Raw genomic sequence first — 17,652 nt, forward strand, 5'->3', positions numbered from 1 at the left:
ATATATGAATATTGGTTTAGTAAATATCTATGCCTTCAGGCCTCATATGGAGCATTTATATTTTTTGGCGAAAACTCTTGAGGATGCAGGTCATAATACACACTTTCTCACTTGTGATGCCGCTCTGTCAGATTGTTACCCTAGATCTTTAAAAGATACATCTAAACTTAGTGAATGTTCCAAATGTATTATTGGTGGTATAAGAAGTTATCCTGTTGGCAATGTAACAAGTATAAAGAAGAAAACTCAGCATCATATAACAGAAGATGAACTTCGGAATATAGCACTCTCAAGTGCTTGCACTTTAAATAGAACCGAGAGTGATGATGATCATCATTTAGCAGAAGTTGAAAAAACTGTCGAAAAGCTCATTCCCTCCATAGCAAAGACATATAACTCAGCTACCAATTGGATTAGAAATAATCAGTTAGATGGTGTTGTAGTTTTTAATGGTCGAATGGATGTTACAAGAGCTATTACCTACGCTTGTGAAATAGAGAATGTACCCTTTATCACACATGAAAGGACTTGGTTTGGTGATGGGCTTAGGTTAAACCCAGGATCTAACTGTTTGTCCATTAAGCATGTCGATAAATTGGTCCAAGAGTTTGACTCTAAGCCATTAACCAAGGAACAAGCTCTTTTAGCCGGTAATCATATAGCGCAACGCTTTCTTCAAAGCAATACACTTGAGTGGCGTCTATATAATGCTAATCCAGAACCTGCGAAATGGCCTATCAATACTCAAGGAAAGAAAGTGTTAGTTATTCCGAGTAGTAAAAATGAATTTGCCGGGCACGATGAATGGAAAAGTACATGGAAATCTAATACAGATGCTTTAAATGATTACATGCAAGCATTTAATATTAACCCACAACAAATGGTTATAAGGTTTCATCCAAATTGGGCCGAAAATATAGGCGCAGTTAAAGGCGAGAAGTCTATTTATCATTATTCGGAATGGGCTAATGCTAAGGGCGTACATGTTGTTTCTAGTGATAGCAAATTAAGTACCTATGATCTAATTCAGCAAGCCGATATTGTCATTATGAATGGGGGTTCTTCCGCAGTTGAGGCCGGAGCCTGTGGAAAAGAAGTTATTTGCTTAGGTCCATCCCCTTATATGAATTGCCGTTTTGTTCGATGCTTCCAAAGAAAGGAAGAATTGTACGACTCCGAAAAAATAGTAGATATTAGTCCTGTTGAAATTATTCAATCAACTTTGCGTTATGTCTATTTAAGGGCGAGAAGGTTCCCTCAGTATATTGATAATGTTAAAGCAAGAACAACCACTAGATATGAGTATTACTCTGGCGCTGATCCGGATGTACTAATTAGAATGTTTAAGTCGAACCAAGTCGAAGCATATGATAAGAGTTTTGAACAAACCGATGAAGATGAATTAGAAGTAATCAAGAAGATAATTGAAAAGCGCTGGAGGGAGTTGGTTTCCCCAAAAAGTATGAACTCAAACCTTGGTCATCGTCTTAAAATATCTAGAAGAGGTGGTTTTAAATTAATAGATGGTTTAAGAGATCACCTAAAAAGAGGCGATCGTTAATTAATGTTACAACCAGATTTTAAGAGGATTTGATGAATATTATTGTTGTAGGCTCAGGCTATGTTGGGCTATCAAATGCAGTTCTGTTAGCACAAAGAAATAATGTTACAATTGTAGATATTGATAAAAGCAAAGTAGATTTACTTCAAAACAAAAAATCACCAATTGATGAAGAAGGTATTAAAGATTACCTTTTAACAAAAAGCCTCAACCTACAAGCAAAATTAAGCCGCGAAGGAATTTTCAGTGAGGCTGATTACATTGTGATCGCAACACCAACAGATTATGATCCCGATACAAATTACTTTAATACCCAAAGTATTGAGAGTGTAATTGAGCAGGTTCTGAAAGAAAATACGCGGTGCTCTATCATTATAAAGTCGACAATTCCGGTCGGATATACCGAATCTCTTAGAAAGCAATATAACACTAACCGTATCATATTCTCACCTGAGTTCTTAAGAGAAGGAAGAGCATTAGAAGATAATTTATATCCCTCAAGAATCATTTTAGGGTGTAAATCAGAAGCAGCAAGAGCTTATGCTCAGTTGGTATCAGATGCGGCCCTATCAAGTAATACTCCAGTTCTTTTTATGGGGGCGACAGAAGCAGAAGCCGTCAAGTTATTTTCTAATACATATTTAGCTATGCGAGTAGCATACTTCAATGAACTTGATAGTTTTGCTTATGGTAATAACTTAAATGCAAAAGAAATTATAGATGGTGTAGTGTTGGATCCCCGAATAGGCTCAAATTATAATAATCCATCTTTTGGGTATGGAGGTTATTGCTTCCCCAAGGATACTAAGCAAATGGTTGCTAACTTTAAAGGTATTCCGAACAATCTTATAAGTGCCGTTGTTGAGTCGAATGAAACAAGAAAGCAATTTATTACTCAATCGATAATAGACCAAAAATCTAAAACGGTAGGAATTTACAGACTTATAATGAAGTCTGGTTCCGATAATTATCGCTCTTCTGCAATTTTAGATGTAATTCACAAACTAGAAAATAATGACATTGATGTGAGAATATATGAGCCTAGCATTAGTGAATGGGATGGTAAGTCAATAATCGAAAACAATTTAACTAAATTTAAAAATGATTGTGATTTGATTGTCGCAAACCGTGTTTCAGAGGAGATTGCTGATGTTAATGATAAAGTCTTCACAAGAGATGTTTATGAAGATAACTAAATGTATCACAAGGTATTAATGTGATTAAATGGTTTTTGTCAGCATGGATACTGTACTGGTCAGGTGTTTTACTATTACCTGTTTACTCAATTTATGCTCAAGCTATCGCCACTTTCACTTTTCAACTGTTGTTCCTATGTATGATATTATTCGGCTATACCTTGTCCAAAATAATAAATGTTCGTCCTTCAAGTTACGTAAATAAAATATACCAGCCTAACTCACAAGTTATATATTACCTATTAGCCTTAGCTGTAATAGGGACAATATTTTTGTTTCTCGATAAGTTGCTTGTGAAGGGACTAGATTACTCTAAAGGGTTATTAGCAGCTGGTAATGAATGGAGGCATTCTGAAGAAAATAGTTCTGGCGTATCCTCATTTTATACATTGCTGGGCTATCCACTTGCTGTTCTATTTATACCCGCAATGATTATTTTGTTTCGTATGAAAGAAAATGGGGCAAAAAATTTAAGGTCTGCAATTATATTAATTATATTATTAGCATTGTTTAATGCAATTTTAACAGGTGGGCGTAGCGTCATATTACTCACAATAGGATATGCAATTGCTAGCTGGAATACATACTCAGCAATCCCAAACAAACAAAATGTTAAAACTAAAAAAGTCAAGCTGATTCTTGTGAGTACTTTTGCTGGAATTGGTTTTCTTTACTATATCAGTTACATATTTGTATCAAGGGCAATGCTAAGTGATATTAAACCAAGTCACTATATTGGAAAAATGTTGGGCTATCTCGGTTTAGAAATCTATCCTTGGTTTGAGGCATTTATTAACTCGGGTCCATTTGGATTATTGCTTGGTTTGCTAGTACTTACAGCTTCTTATATTACACACAGCTTCGCTACTTTCTCGGGTTTGATTAACGCTGAAAACCACGGAGAGACTATTTTGTTCCTTATGCCTCTTCAGCAATTAGCAAAATTTAATATTGTAGCTGCACCTAATGGAGAGTGGCCATTGGCTGGACGCTTTCCATCACTCCCTGGTGCTCTTTATTATCAGTTTGGAGTTTGGGGTATGATAATTATTAGTTTCTTTACGGGCTTTGTTGCAGGGCTGAGTAACACGCTAACTAGGGCATTTAGACATTCGATTTTACTTCAGCTCTTTAGAGATACTTTATTCATAACATTATTATTTTCACCGTTCTTATTTGCAATCGATTTTATGCATGCCCCAATAGTAATATTTTCAACAATTATCCTACACTATGTATTAAGAATCAGAATTAAGGAGAAAATGTGAGTAGCAATGTAGTTGTAACGGGTGGCGCTGGTTTTCTAGGCTCGAACCTATGCCAAAAGTTATTAGATGAAGGAAGTAATGTTATCTGTATTGATAACTTTTATACTGGTAGGGAGAGTAATATTTCAAATTTACTTGATAATGACAGATTTGAATTGATTAATCATGACATCCGCGATGAAATTGAATTGGATTCTAGTCTAAAAATTGACGAAATTTATAATTTGGCCTGCCCTGCTTCCCCTCCTCATTATCAGCAAGATCCGGTGTATACATTTGAAACATCTGTACTAGGGGTGAGAAATGTTTTACAACTTGCCAGAAAGACTTCAGCCAAGGTCTTACACGCATCAACAAGTGAAATTTATGGCGACCCATTGGTACATCCACAGCCGGAGTCTTATTGGGGCAATGTTAATCCTATGGGCATTAGATCTTGTTACGATGAAGGGAAAAGAGCTGCTGAGACGATGATTTTTGATTACTCTCAGCAATATGGTGTTGCTGCCAAGTTAGTTAGAATATTCAATACTTACGGGCCCAAAATGAGGTCTGATGACGGTAGGGTCGTTAGTAATTTTATAGTTCAAGCACTCAAAGGAGAGGACATCACGGTTTATGGCGATGGTAAGCAAACAAGAAGTTTTTGCTACGTTGATGATTTGATCGACGGGATCATATCTGTGATGAATGCAGGTAAGGTTGCGACACCTTACAACTTGGGTAACCCAAACGAATTTACAATGATTGAATTGGCGGAGAAAGTTCTTCAGTTGACGTCCTCTAATTCAAAGCTGGTAATGAAACCTTTGCCAAAAGATGATCCCAAACAGAGACAACCAGCGATTGAAAAAATTAAAAATGAATTGAGCTGGTCACCAAAAGTGCAGTTGGAAGATGGCTTAAGAATGGCCATTAGTTATTTTGCTACAGAAATTAGCTAGTAAAAGGTAAGTATGTCTAATAATAATTTAGTTTCAATTATAATGCCTGCTTATTATGCAAAGGACTATATTGAACAAAGTATTCGTTCCGTCATAGGGCAGACCTATGAAAATTGGGAGTTGTTTATTATTGACGATTGTTCTAAGGATAGTACTTTAGAGATTATAAAGGGCATGGCCTCAGAAGACTCTAGAATCAAAGTACTATCATTAAAGAATAACGTAGGACCTGCCTTGGCTAGAAATGAAGGGATCAAAGCTGCTGAAGGTCGGTACATTGCTTTCTTGGATAGCGATGATTTCTGGCTTCCTAATAAGTTGCTTTACAGTCTTCAAGCTATGAATGAGCAAGCAGTAGATTTGATCTATACAGCGTATAGAAGAGTAAATGCCAAAAATACCGAAGAGGGAAGACTTATTAAAGTGCCTTCTACAATGACCTATAAAAAATTGCTTTCAAACACTGCAATCACCACATCCACAGTTGTTTATGACACCAAAAGTATTGGTAAGGCCATGATGGCTAATGTGTATTATGATGATTTTGCTTGCTGGTTGGAATTGCTTAGAAGGGGGGCGAAAAGTTATGGCTTGAACGACGATCTAACACGCTATAGGGTTTCTGGCAAAGAATCGGTTTCCGGTAACAAATTTAAGTCTGCAAAAAAAGTTTGGAAGCAGCTTCGTAGTCATGAAAATCTTAATATTTTTGTAACATTAAAAGTATTTATTAGTTATTCTATCCGTGGTTATTTAAAGCATCGAAAATTTTAATTTCAACTTATTTTTAAAGCGCGTAAGAACAAAATGCGCTTGGCTGTTTTAATAGTGTAGAATTAATGGATATACGATAGTTAAAAGTAAGTTCCGATTGAAAATACACGGGCTCCCTTTATTAACACCCCTCCTCATGGAGATTGTATGAAAGTTAGAACTAGCTTTAACAGATATTATTCGAAAGTCTCAATTCGTAATTCTCTGATTTATATGGTAAAAAAGTGAGCCGTCATAACACTATAAACATGAATATTAGCTAGGAGTAATGTTTGAGTCGAAATCAGTTTAACTCAATGGTAGCAATAATTCCTGTGGCAGGTTTTGGAACTAGAATGTTGCCAGCCTCAAAATCCATCCCCAAAGAAATGCTTACGCTACTAGATAAGCCACTTATACAATATGTGGTGGAAGAAGCATATAGCGCTGGAATCAGAAAGGTAGTACTGGTAACACATGCTAGTAAATCGTCAATAGAAAACCATTTTGATACTAATTTTGAGTTAGAATGGCAGCTTGAAGCAAAGGACAAAAACGAAGTTTTAAATTCAGTACGTTCAGTGTGCCCTAATGACCTTAATATTTGCGCTGTCCGCCAATCAAGAGGTTTAGGCCTTGGACATGCTATATTGTGCGCTCAAGATATTGTTGGTAGCAATGATTTTGTCGTATTGCTCCCCGATGTACTGATTAACCACTATCTTTCTAATCTAGCAGAAGAAAATCTTGCTGCAATGATTAAGCGTTTTGAAAATACATCAGTTGGGCAAGTTATGGTTGAACCCGTTCAAGATGATGATATTGAGAAGTACGGCATTGCTGATTTGGATGGTAAGAGTTTGTTACCAGGGAATAGTTGTGTGGTATCTTCGTTCTTAGAAAAACCCTCGAAGGAACAAGCCCCATCTAATTATGCAGTTGTAGGCCGATATGTTTTACCACCATCCATATGGGCATTATTAGAAAAGACGAAACCCGGTGCTGGAGGGGAAATACAGCTAACGGATGCTATAGATAAGTTGATTGAAACAGAAAAAGTAGAAGCTTTCCATATTACAGGAAAGAGTCATGACTGTGGTAATAAAACGGGTTATGTCTCAACCTTTCTAGAGTTCGCTCAATTAGACCCCAGATTTTGAAATACATGACAAAACTGTGTATAGCTAATGACCTCAGATAATAATAAGATTTGGAAAAAGCTTAATTGCCTAGCTCGCTCAGTCGAACAAAGCTCAATATTTGATCTATTTGAAAAAGAGCCAGAGCGAGCGAGCCGATTTTTACTAAACCACTCAATCTACCACCTGGATTTCACCAAACAGTTAATTAATCAGGATATATTTGAGGGTTTATTAGAGTTAGCTGAACAGTCCGACCTTGAAGATAAAATTTCATCTTTGGTTACCGGTTCGTCAGTTAACATCTCTGAAGGACGCCCAGCGTTACATTCAGCACTGCGGTTACCAGAAAGTGATAGCTTAATGGTAAACGGAAGAAATCTGGTAAAGGATGTACACCAGACATTGAATGAAGTTGAAAGGATAGTGAGTAAGGTTCACAAGGGACAGTGGCGTGGGTATTCAGGGAGGGCTATCACAGATATCATCAATATTGGAGTTGGCGGCTCAGATCTTGGTCCTTTCATGGTCACTAATGCTTTGAAAGACTTTAAGACAAGTTGCAAGGTTGATTTAGACTTTCACTTTGTCTCAAGCATGGATGGTACACAGATATTTAAACTTCTAGATCAGCTTAACCCAGAAACTTGCCTTTTCATTATATCGTCAAAATCCTTTACTACAGTTGATACTTTTTATAATGCGAATACCGCAATGGAATGGATGTTGGGAGCCTGTTCTAATAAAAAGCTCGTTCTTAAGCAACATTTCGTAGGCATATCGGCTTGCCCAGAGAAAATGAAATTCTGGGGAATACCAGAACAAAATCAGTTGCTATTTTGGGAATGGGTTGGTGGGCGTTTTTCTCTTTGGTCGGCAATAGGGTTACCAATAGCATTATCCATCGGCATGGATAATTTTAAGGAACTCTTGGCCGGGGCTCATGAAATGGATAAGCACTTTGCCAAGACTCCTTTAGAGAAAAATCTTCCAGTTATATTAGGGTTAGTTGGGATTTGGAATGCAACCTTCTTAAGTATCAACGCACATACAGTGCTTCCCTATGATGGTCGCTTGCAATACTTGCCTAATTATTTGACCCAGCTTGAGATGGAAAGTAATGGTAAGGCAGTCACCGAGAAAGGGGATACAGTTAAGTTTAAAACATGTCCAATTTTGTGGGGTGATATTGGTCCCAATGCTCAGCACGCTTTTTATCAGTTACTTCATCAAGGCACACAAAAAGTTTCTTGCGACTTTATTGCGCCAATAAAGCGTTACCATAATACAAAAAATGGTAGTGGTACTGATGAGTACTTAATAAAACAACATCAACTCTCTTTAGCTAATTGCCTTGCACAATCAAGGGTTCTAGCCTTTGGTAACAAAGTAGTTTCGAGTAATGATGAGTTACCTGCCCATAAATTTTATAATGGTAATCAGCCATCAACAACTATACTGATTGATGAACTTAATCCTCGCTCGTTAGGCGGACTCATTGCCATGTATGAGCACAAGGTCTATGTTATGGCGATGATCTGGGGAATAAACCCTTTTGATCAATGGGGAGTAGAGCTTGGTAAGGTAATTGCAGATGAAATACTCCAAGCAATACAATCTGATCATAATAATTTAAAGTCAGATATTTCGACTAACTCATTGTTAGATATCATTAAAGCAAAGGCGTAATGTAATGAAAGTTTCTATATACGGAAATACTCTTGAGGCATATATCGCAGCCATATCCTTAAGTTTGTATGGAAACTCTGTAATACAGCACACAAAATCATTTCATTCAGAAATCGATGAACAACCTTTCCTAAAAAATGAGCCAGGTCTGAAGTCCAAACTTGAAAGAACTGCCATCAGTAATAATTTAGAGCTTTCAGATACTTCAAAGTTTAGTAGCGCTGATATTCATTGGATCTTTTATAAGGATAAAAAGTCAGGAGAGCTCTTTAAGCTTGTTAGCAACCTGCTTAGTTCCGGAGAAACAATATCACTCGTAATAAGTACAACTCTTGGTATAGGAACTTTCAATTCCATATCTAATCAATTCAAAAGCTATATCCAGGAAGGTCAATTAAGGCTTGGCACGCTGCCCCCTTTCATTAGAGAGGGTAATGCCTTTAGTGATTTTGAAAGTCCAGAGTTACTTCTAATAGGTACTGACGACAATTATCTGATCTCAATGCTATCAACTTTACTGTCACAAGTTATTGAAAATGCCACTAAGGTAATGTTTGTCTCGGGTTCTGAAGCAGAACTTATAAAAACTTCAATTTGTACTATGTTGGCCACACGTTTAAGTTTAATCAATGAACTTGCAAGCCTTGCAGAAGAATTTAATATCGATATTAATACAGTGATTGAAGGCATCGGAGCAGATAGTCGGGTTGGGAATTCTTACTTACAGCCTGGTTGTGGGTTTGGAGGGCTAACCCTCCCTCAGGAAGTGGATAACTTATTATTACAGTTTTCTCGAACAAGCTCGGGCTCGGAGATGTTAAAGGCAGTATCTGAAACAAATCGAAACCAAAAGGAAGTTTTATTCCGAAAATTTTGGTCTTATAACAAAGCTAATATCTCTGAGTTAAGAGTTACCATTTGGGGGGCGAGCTTCAAGCCTAACTCCAGCTCAATAGACAACTCACCTATTCACGAATTAATAGAAGCTTTAACGGCTCAAGGCTGTGAGATCAATATTTACGATCCTGCTTCAACAACTGCACTTTCTATACAATATAGTGAATATCTTAATATCCAACTTTTTGATAATAAATATGAGGCTGCAGAAGATTCTGATGCACTATTTATTGTTACTGATTGGAAGGAATTCTTTGAGCCTGACTTTATCTTACTCAGGCAACGAATGAACAAACCAATTATCTTTGATGGTCGTAATATATATGACCCAGGGGAATTAATTGAGTTTGGATTCCAATACTTTGCTGTTGGCCGCGGTCAGAAAAGAAATGATTAAAAAGGTTTTGCTATGAAGTCATGCTTTAAAGCCTATGATATTAGAGGCAAATTAGAAGAAGAACTAAATACTGATATCGCTTATAGAATTGGCAGAGCATTTGCTAGAGAGCTATCGCCAGAATCAGTTGTTATTGGGGCGGACATACGATTAACATCAGAAGAGTTAAAGCAAGCAACTGCTAGTGGTCTTATGGATGAAGGGGTCAACGTTATAGACCTTGGCATGACTGGAACGGAAGAAGTGTATTTTGCGACTCAATACCTTGGGGTTGATGGAGGTATTGAAGTGACTGCCAGCCATAATCCTATCGATTATAATGGGTTAAAGCTGGTTAAACAGAACGCTCGTCCAATTAGTGCCGATACTGGCTTAAAGGATATAGAATCCTTGGTTTATAGTGGATTGATTAATTCTGAGATTTCGAAAGATAAAGGCAATCTCAGTAAGCAAAATGTGACCGCAGAATTTGTTGAGCATCTTTTAGGCTACATCACCCTTAATTCTTTAATGCCAATGAAGATAGTGATGAACAGTGGTAATGGAGCTGCTGGGCATATAATTGATGCAATAGAGTTAAAGTTTGAAGAGCTAGGGATTCCTGTAGAGTTCATTAAGATACATCATGAGCCAGATGGAACTTTCCCGAATGGAATACCTAACCCAATCCTTACAGAAAACCGGGCTGTAACATCTAGTGCTGTCCTTGAGCACCAAGCTGATATGGGAATTGCTTGGGACGGTGATTTTGATCGCTGCTTCCTTTTCGATGAAAAAGGACAATTTATAGAGGGCTACTATATCGTAGGTCTTTTGGCCGAAGCATTTCTTAAGAAAAATCCTGGAAGTAAGATTGTTCATGATCCGCGTTTAACCTGGAATACGATTGATATTGTAAAAGCAAATGGTGGTATACCTATTCAGTCAAAATGTGGGCATGCCTTTATTAAAGACGTTATGCGTGAACATGATGCCGTCTATGGTGGTGAAATGTCAGCACATCATTACTTCAGGGATTTTGGTTATTGTGATAGTGGCATGATTCCGTGGCTACTTGTCGCTGAATTATTATCCCAAAAAGGCACCTTACTTTCATCGCTAGTTGAGGAGCGTATTAATAAGTTTCCTTCATCTGGTGAGATTAATAAAGCTATTGATAATCCAGATAAGGCGATCCAGCAAATTAAACATGAGTTTCAGAGTGAAGCAAAACTAATAGATACCACCGATGGTATCAGTCTGGAGTTTGAGAGCTGGAGATTTAATCTTAGAAGGTCAAATACTGAACCTGTCGTTCGATTAAATGTTGAAGCAAGAGGTAATAGAGCTCTTTTAGATGAAAAAACAGAAGAACTATTATCATTGCTCTGATTAGAGTCAGCGAGTGACAAATATGATCTTAATAAGTTGTAATAAAGTTGTTTTAATGGAGATGAATGAGGCAATCTTTTATAAAAAATTTTTTTTTGTAAAAACTATGTTCTTATATAAAACTTTATGTTTTGGATTACATAGTGTTGCTAACCTTTAGAAGAACAACGGTGAGGCACTCATCTAAGATATTTAAACTTTATATTGAAATGAGGACTTGGGAGTTTGAGCAATGGCTAAAATTTTAGTTACAGGGTCTTCTGGCTTTGTCGGGACGAGACTTATGACGCTCTTAAATAGAGAGCATCATATAATCGCACCGGTAAGAAAGCATATCACAATGTCATTACCTAATGTTCATTATCCAATTGTTGCGGATCTTGCAGATTTAGCAAATCAATCTCAGCACTTTTCCAACATTGACATAGTGATTCACGCGGCTGCGAAAGCACATGCTGCAGGAGAATCATTAGATAAATATAGACAGATCAACACCGAAGCAACATTGGCTATTGCGAAGTCAGCTGCTAAACAAGGGGTAAAGCGTTTTGTATTTTTAAGCTCTATAGGTGTTAATGGTCTTGGTAATAACAAACCGTTTACAGTTTCTGATACACCTTGCCCGGTGGAGGCATACGCTATTTCAAAATTTGAAGCAGAAAATGAGCTCAAACGAGTCGCTTCTGAAACAGGTATGGAAGTCGTTATTATTCGACCTCCATTGGTATACGGTGCAAAAGCTCCGGGAAACTTTTGCAAGTTGAGAGAACTAACAAACAAAAACCTCCCTTTGCCTTTGGGTGCAATCTACAATAAACGTAGTTTAGTAGCTTTAGATAATTTGATAGACTTAATTATTACATGCATTGATCATTCAAAAGCCGCTAACCAGACATTTTTAGTCAGTGATGATCAGGATATTTCTACCACTGATTTACTTAAAATGATGATAATAGCTTCGGGGAAAAAAACTAAGTTGTTAGCAGTGCCAGTAACTATATTAAAAGTCATTGGCATATTAACCAGAAAACAGACGATTATTGACCGTCTTTGTGGTAACTTGCAGGTTGATATCAGCCATACCAAGCATACATTGAATTGGACACCTCCGATAACGGTTGAAGAGGGGATCAAGCGCTGTTTTATTAAAGAGGAATTATGCTAATTCGTTTTATAGACATTATTTTTGCCTTATTTGGTTTGGTATTTGGTTTACCAATTCTAGTAACTTTAACTCTTATCGGATTTCTTGATACAGGATCACCGATTTTTCGCCAAGTACGAGTTGGGCGCTATAAAAAGCCATTTACGCTGGTAAAATTTAGAACAATGAAAGTCGATACAGCTAGTGTAGCAAGCCACTTAGCAGCCTCCAGTGCCATTACTACTTTTGGAGGCCTTTTGCGCAAAACAAAGCTGGATGAGCTTCCGCAATTGTGGAATGTGTTAAAAGGTGAAATGAGCTTAGTTGGACCTAGACCTGGATTATTTAACCATCAAGAGCTAACTGATGCCAGAGAGAAGTACGGAGTGTTTAATTCTCGTCCTGGTATAACGGGTTTAGCACAAGTTAATCAGATCGATATGTCTACACCTGAATTGTTAGCCGAGACTGATGCTGTAATGCTTAACTCTTTAACCCTAAAAGGTTACTTTAAATATATTTTTATGAACTTGTTGGCAGGGGTGCGGGTGATAGAGTTAAATAATTCCTTTATAGCTAAGTACGTTTAAAGTATGACTGAGATAGTTATTAGCAAGATAAAGATGATTATAATCTAATGGATATATGAAAATGGCCTATATATTAGAAAAACTGTTATCGGCCCCAAGAGCAGTAAAGCGAAGTATAACTTACATCGTTGATTTAGGCATTCATATTTTCGCCTATATATTAGCGTTGTACTTAACATTTCAAAGTTTAAGCATTAACGAGACTAGTAATGTTTACTTCATTCATGCAACTACATCCATAGTGAGTTCAATATTCTTGTTGGCTATTTTGGGCTTTTATAGAGCTGTTAATCGTTTTGTAAGCTTTAAAATATTGTTGGTTGTAGCTTTAGGTTCTTCCTTATCAAGTTTTGCCTATTACTTTATTGGCAACAGCTTGAGTATTCCATTTGTTGTTGGATCTTCGACTGTTATATATGGTGCAGTACTTTGTATTTTGTTGGGTGGTTCTCGCTTACTAGTTCGTTCTTATTTTAGTATGCGATTTAATACTCAAAAGAAGAAGGTGGTTATTTATGGAGCCGGTTCTGCTGGACGCCAATTAGCTACGTCTTTAATCGCCGGTAATGAATACTATCCAGTAGCCTTTATAGATGATGAAACCTCGCTTGACGGTGTGATAATTCAAGGAATAAGAGTTTACAGCCCGAATAATTTGAAAAATGTAGTTAAACTGAACAGTGCAGAAAAAGTATTACTGGCATTACCGAGTATTTCAAGAGCTCAACGAAAACTTATTATTGGTAGGGTGGAAAAAGCTGGTGTCGCGGTTCAAACTATACCTGGTATGGCTGATATAGTTGCTGGGAAAATGAAGATTGATGAGTTTCAAGATGTTGAAATTGAAGATCTTTTGGGACGTGACCCTGTTCCCCCAGTTAAAAAGCTATTTAAAAAGAATATTTCTAATAAAGTGATACTTGTCACTGGAGCTGGAGGTTCTATTGGTTCCGAGTTATGCAGACAGATTTTAATGCTGAAACCTAAAGCTTTAATTCTGTTTGATGTATCTGAATTTGCATTGTACCAAATAGATAAAGAACTGAATGAAAAGAAAGCAAGTGAAAATCTTAATGTTTTAATTAAGCCAATTCTTGGAACTGTTTTAGATAAGAAAAAAATTAGCAAAGTTATAAAGAGTTTTGATGTTCAAACCGTATACCATGCTGCTGCCTATAAGCATGTACCTATGGTAGAACACAATGTGATTGAGGGTATAAAAAATAACGTTTTCGGTACTCTTAATGTTGCTATCTCATCGGAAGAAGCTGGTGTCGAAAGTTTTGTTCTTATTTCAACTGATAAAGCTGTGAGACCAACAAATGTAATGGGTGCAACAAAACGATTTTCTGAACTAGTTTGTCAATCTATAGCGACAAATAATGCCAAAACTTGCTTCAGCATGGTTAGATTTGGAAACGTTCTAGGTTCATCAGGTTCCGTGATTCCTGCATTTAAAAACCAGATTAGAAATGGAGGCCCAGTAACAGTTACCCATCCAGATATCATCAGATACTTTATGACCATTCCAGAGGCTGCACAGCTTGTTATACAAGCTGGAGCAATGGCAAAAGGAGGAGATGTTTTTGTTTTAGATATGGGGGAACAAGTAAAAATTGTTGAGCTAGCTAAGAAATTGATTACATTAATGGGCCTTGAACCTAAGAGTGCTGAAAACCCACATGGCGATATAGAGATAGTCTATTCGGGCTTAAGGCCAGGAGAAAAGTTATTTGAAGAGTTACTAATCGGTAATAATGTAGAAGGCACCGCTCATCCAAGAATTATGACAGCAAATGAAGAGTTTCTGTTGTGGAATGAAATGTCTGCTATTATTGAAAAACTTGAGGCTTGTTGCTTAATCGATGATATCCAAGGTATTCGAGATATACTCCTAGAGGCTCCGGCTGATTATAATCCAAATGCTGTCATTGAAGATTATTTATGGAAGAGTAGAGAAAAGTCTTCTTCGACAGATTCAAAAATAATAAAGCTTAAGTCGTAACACTATAAAAATTATACTTAAATATTTTATTACTTATCTTATCTAGCTATTGCAAAGGGGCTACGGAATCGAAAAAGTGATTAAGCTACTTTTCCAGCATGCTATCTTAAATTGAGAAAGTAGTAATTAGTTTACCAGTGTGTAAACCCACCGAAACTCACAATAAATTGCAAAACATATGAAATAGAAGCACAAGAATTATTATTCCTACTCAAAAAATCTAATTAATGCCCATATTTCTTTCTATCACACCTTTATCTTTTCTAGTTATTTAACCTATATAACTTCTATTCCTATACTTTAATGATTGTTTAGTGCCCTGACTTCAGGGCATGGTGGTAACGGTGCTCTGAGGAGCCGGGCAGTCATTATGGTCATTTCTCTAACACATCTTCGTCAACTTGAGTATGAGTCCATCCAGATCATGCGTGAAGTCATTGCTGAGTTTGATAAACCAGTAATGCTTTATTCCGTAGGCAAGGACTCATCTGTACTTCTTCATCTGGCGCGCAAAGCATTTGCGCCGGCGAAGCTGCCATTTCCACTACTTCATGTTGATACGACGTGGAAGTTCAAAGAGATGATTGCCTTCCGTGACCAAATGGCTAAGGACTATGGTTTTGAACTGTTAGTTCATCAGAACCCTGATGGGTTGGCGATGAATGTGGGTCCTTTTAGTCATGGTAGCGCAACTCATACGGATATCATGAAAACTCAAGGGCTTAAGCAAGCTTTGAATGAGCATCAGTTCGATGCTGCTTTTGGTGGTGCTCGTCGTGATGAGGAAAAAACACGAGCCAAAGAGCGTGTCTACTCTTTCCGCGATAAGAAGCATCGTTGGGACCCTAAAAATCAGCGCCCAGAGCTTTGGAATATTTTCAATGGTAAAGTTCACAAGGGAGAGAGCATTCGTGTTTTCCCTCTGTCTAACTGGACCGAGCTGGATATTTGGCAGTATATCTACCTTGAGAAAATACCGATTCCAGACCTCTATTTCGCCAAGGAGCGCCCTGTAGTAGAGCGAGATGGCACCTTAATCATGGTGGATGATGACCGCATGCCTTTGGAAGAAGGTGAGAAGCCCATGATGAAAAAAGTACGTTTCCGTACGCTAGGCTGTTATCCGCTAACAGGAGCCGTAGAGTCCGATGCTGATACACTTCCAGCAATCATTCAGGAAATGTTACTGACAAAAACTTCGGAACGCCAAGGTCGAGTGATTGACCGTGATAGCGCAGGTTCTATGGAAAAGAAAAAGATTGAGGGGTACTTCTAATGTCACATGCATCTCCTTTAATTGAAAACGATATTCTTGCTTACCTTGAGCAGCATGAAAATAAAGAGTTATTACGTTTTATTACCTGCGGTAGCGTTGATGATGGTAAAAGTACACTAATTGGTCGCTTGTTACATGACAGTAAAATGATCTTTGAAGATCAGTTAGCTGCGGTCACTGAAGATAGCAAAAAGTCAGGCACGACAGGCGATAAGGTTGATTTAGCGCTGCTAGTTGATGGATTACAGTCTGAGCGTGAGCAGGGGATTACGATTGATGTTGCCTATCGTTACTTTTCAACGGATAAGCGCAAATTTATTATAGCGGATACTCCGGGGCACGAGCAGTATACTCGCAATATGGCAACGGGCGCATCAACGTGTGACTTAGCTATTATTTTGGTGGACGCTAGACATGGTGTTCAAACCCAGACACGTCGACACAGCTTTTTATGTTCTTTATTAGGCATTAAGCATGTCATCGTGGCTGTCAATAAAATGGACTTGGTTGATTACTCTCAGGAGCGATACAAAGAAATTCAAGCACAGTACTTAGAACTTGCTGGCTCTTTGGATATCCCGGATATTCGATTTGTACCGATTTCAGCGCTCGATGGTGATAATGTTGTTAACCCCAGCGAGAACATGACCTGGTTTCGTGGTTCGCCTTTGATGCACTATCTTGAAACCACTGAGATCGCTAGTGATATTAATTTGGTCGACTTTAGATTTCCTGTGCAATACGTCAATAGGCCGCACTTGGACTTTCGAGGGTTTGCCGGAACTATCGTCTCAGGTACTATTGCTAAAGGCGATACTATTAGAGCATTGCCTTCCGGTAAGCTGGCAAAAATTAAATCCATCGTAACTTTCGATGGAGAGCTGGAAGAGGCCTCGGCGCCAATGGCTGTGACTTTAACGCTTAACGATGAAATTGATATCAGCCGTGGCGACATGATTGTTAAGAAGGATAACCTTCCCAATGTGTCAAACCGTATGCGAGCAAAAGTTGTTTGGATGCACGAGACTGCACTGACCACACATCGTGAGTATTACATTAAGTTTAATAGTAAGTTAACTACCGGTGAGTTTGACGAGGTTCATCACCGTATAGATGTGAATACGATGGCTGAACATGATGCTGGCCAGTTGGAGTTAAATGAAATCGGTGTTGTGGACTTGTCGGTCAATGAAAAAGTGATGTTCGACGATTATCGAAGTAACCACAAAACAGGGGCGTTTATCATCATTGATCGTTTAACCAATGTGACTGTTGGGGCTGGGATGATAGAAACGGCACTGACTGACTCTGGTGATGATGTTACCGAGCATAACTACAGCGAGTTTGAGTTTGAGTTTAATCAACTTGTGCGCAAACATTTCCCACATTGGGGAGCCAAAGACATTACTAAGAGCTAATTAA

At 37.8% G+C, this 17,652-nt stretch carries 13 protein-coding genes and 1 pseudogene; all 14 read left to right on the forward strand.

Annotation, left to right across the window (positions count from 1 at the left end; genetic code table 11):
- Window positions 1–4: 4 nt before the first annotated feature.
- The 14 genes and pseudogenes from ABD943_RS10780 to cysN all read left to right on the forward strand — a co-directional run bounded on the left by ABD943_RS10780 (window position 5) and on the right by cysN (window position 17,648).
- Entirely contained in the window at window positions 5–1,561 is a 1,557-nt protein-coding gene (locus ABD943_RS10780; RefSeq protein ID WP_345293193.1) for a capsule biosynthesis protein, read from the forward strand.
- 32 nt (window positions 1,562–1,593) lie between these two features.
- Entirely contained in the window at window positions 1,594–2,757 is a 1,164-nt protein-coding gene (locus ABD943_RS10785; protein ID WP_345293194.1) for a nucleotide sugar dehydrogenase, read from the forward strand.
- 20 nt (window positions 2,758–2,777) lie between these two features.
- Complete coding sequence (locus ABD943_RS10790) at window positions 2,778–4,025, forward strand: hypothetical protein (RefSeq protein ID WP_345293195.1); 1,248 nt, start codon at window positions 2,778–2,780, stop codon at window positions 4,023–4,025.
- Window positions 4,022–4,969, forward strand: a complete 948-nt coding sequence (locus ABD943_RS10795; protein ID WP_345293196.1) for a UDP-glucuronic acid decarboxylase family protein — start codon at window positions 4,022–4,024, stop codon at window positions 4,967–4,969. Before ABD943_RS10790 ends, ABD943_RS10795 begins: the two co-directional genes overlap by 4 nt.
- 12 nt (window positions 4,970–4,981) lie before the next feature.
- Window positions 4,982–5,743, forward strand: a complete 762-nt coding sequence (locus ABD943_RS10800) for a glycosyltransferase family 2 protein (protein WP_345293197.1) — start codon at window positions 4,982–4,984, stop codon at window positions 5,741–5,743.
- A gap of 296 nt (window positions 5,744–6,039) precedes the next feature.
- Window positions 6,040–6,882: a UTP--glucose-1-phosphate uridylyltransferase GalU gene (galU, locus tag ABD943_RS10805; protein WP_425559476.1), complete on the forward strand. Its 843-nt coding sequence runs from the start codon at window positions 6,040–6,042 to the stop codon at window positions 6,880–6,882.
- Between the two features lie 27 nt (window positions 6,883–6,909).
- Window positions 6,910–8,550, forward strand: a complete 1,641-nt coding sequence (gene pgi, locus ABD943_RS10810) for a glucose-6-phosphate isomerase (protein WP_345293199.1) — start codon at window positions 6,910–6,912, stop codon at window positions 8,548–8,550.
- A 4-nt stretch (window positions 8,551–8,554) separates the two neighbouring features.
- Window positions 8,555–9,844 carry a nucleotide sugar dehydrogenase gene (locus tag ABD943_RS10815; protein ID WP_345293200.1) on the forward strand — a complete coding sequence of 430 codons (1,290 nt, stop codon included), beginning with the start codon at window positions 8,555–8,557 and terminating at the stop codon, window positions 9,842–9,844.
- A gap of 12 nt (window positions 9,845–9,856) precedes the next feature.
- Window positions 9,857–11,215, forward strand: coding sequence for a phosphohexomutase domain-containing protein (locus ABD943_RS10820; RefSeq protein ID WP_345293201.1), 1,359 nt, complete (start codon window positions 9,857–9,859; stop codon window positions 11,213–11,215).
- Between the two features lie 232 nt (window positions 11,216–11,447).
- Window positions 11,448–12,380 (forward strand): NAD-dependent epimerase/dehydratase family protein, encoded by a 933-nt coding sequence (locus ABD943_RS10825; RefSeq protein WP_345293202.1) that lies wholly within the window; start codon window positions 11,448–11,450, stop codon window positions 12,378–12,380.
- Window positions 12,374–12,924, forward strand: a pseudogene (locus tag ABD943_RS10830) (sugar transferase). Before ABD943_RS10825 ends, ABD943_RS10830 begins: the two are co-directional and overlap by 7 nt.
- An 86-nt stretch (window positions 12,925–13,010) precedes the next feature.
- Entirely contained in the window at window positions 13,011–14,954 is a 1,944-nt protein-coding gene (locus ABD943_RS10835; protein WP_345293203.1) for a polysaccharide biosynthesis protein, read from the forward strand.
- A 370-nt stretch (window positions 14,955–15,324) separates the two neighbouring features.
- Window positions 15,325–16,230 (forward strand): sulfate adenylyltransferase subunit CysD, encoded by a 906-nt coding sequence (cysD, locus tag ABD943_RS10840; RefSeq protein WP_345293204.1) that lies wholly within the window; start codon window positions 15,325–15,327, stop codon window positions 16,228–16,230.
- Window positions 16,230–17,648 carry a sulfate adenylyltransferase subunit CysN gene (gene cysN, locus ABD943_RS10845; protein ID WP_345293205.1) on the forward strand — a complete coding sequence of 473 codons (1,419 nt, stop codon included), beginning with the start codon at window positions 16,230–16,232 and terminating at the stop codon, window positions 17,646–17,648. The genes cysD and cysN overlap by 1 nt, the downstream gene beginning before the upstream one ends.
- Window positions 17,649–17,652 lie beyond the last annotated feature (4 nt).

It is taken from the genome of Kangiella marina, from assembly GCF_039541235.1.
In the GTDB taxonomy this organism is placed as follows: domain Bacteria; phylum Pseudomonadota; class Gammaproteobacteria; order Enterobacterales; family Kangiellaceae; genus Kangiella; species Kangiella marina.

Excerpts from the sequence above, each read along its gene's own strand:
- ABD943_RS10780 (WP_345293193.1), top strand. The coding sequence starts at position 5 with ATGAATATTGGTTTAGTAAATATCTATGCCTTCAGGCCTCATATGGAG.
- ABD943_RS10785 (WP_345293194.1), top strand. The coding sequence starts at position 1,594 with ATGAATATTATTGTTGTAGGCTCAGGCTATGTTGGGCTATCAAATGCA.
- ABD943_RS10800 (WP_345293197.1), top strand. The coding sequence starts at position 4,982 with ATGTCTAATAATAATTTAGTTTCAATTATAATGCCTGCTTATTATGCA.
- galU (WP_425559476.1), top strand. The coding sequence starts at position 6,040 with ATGGTAGCAATAATTCCTGTGGCAGGTTTTGGAACTAGAATGTTGCCA.
- pgi (WP_345293199.1), top strand. The coding sequence starts at position 6,910 with ATGACCTCAGATAATAATAAGATTTGGAAAAAGCTTAATTGCCTAGCT.
- ABD943_RS10815 (WP_345293200.1), top strand. The coding sequence starts at position 8,555 with ATGAAAGTTTCTATATACGGAAATACTCTTGAGGCATATATCGCAGCC.
- ABD943_RS10820 (WP_345293201.1), top strand. The coding sequence starts at position 9,857 with ATGAAGTCATGCTTTAAAGCCTATGATATTAGAGGCAAATTAGAAGAA.
- ABD943_RS10825 (WP_345293202.1), top strand. The coding sequence starts at position 11,448 with ATGGCTAAAATTTTAGTTACAGGGTCTTCTGGCTTTGTCGGGACGAGA.
- ABD943_RS10835 (WP_345293203.1), top strand. The coding sequence starts at position 13,011 with ATGGCCTATATATTAGAAAAACTGTTATCGGCCCCAAGAGCAGTAAAG.
- cysD (WP_345293204.1), top strand. The coding sequence starts at position 15,325 with ATGGTCATTTCTCTAACACATCTTCGTCAACTTGAGTATGAGTCCATC.
- cysN (WP_345293205.1), top strand. The coding sequence starts at position 16,230 with ATGTCACATGCATCTCCTTTAATTGAAAACGATATTCTTGCTTACCTT.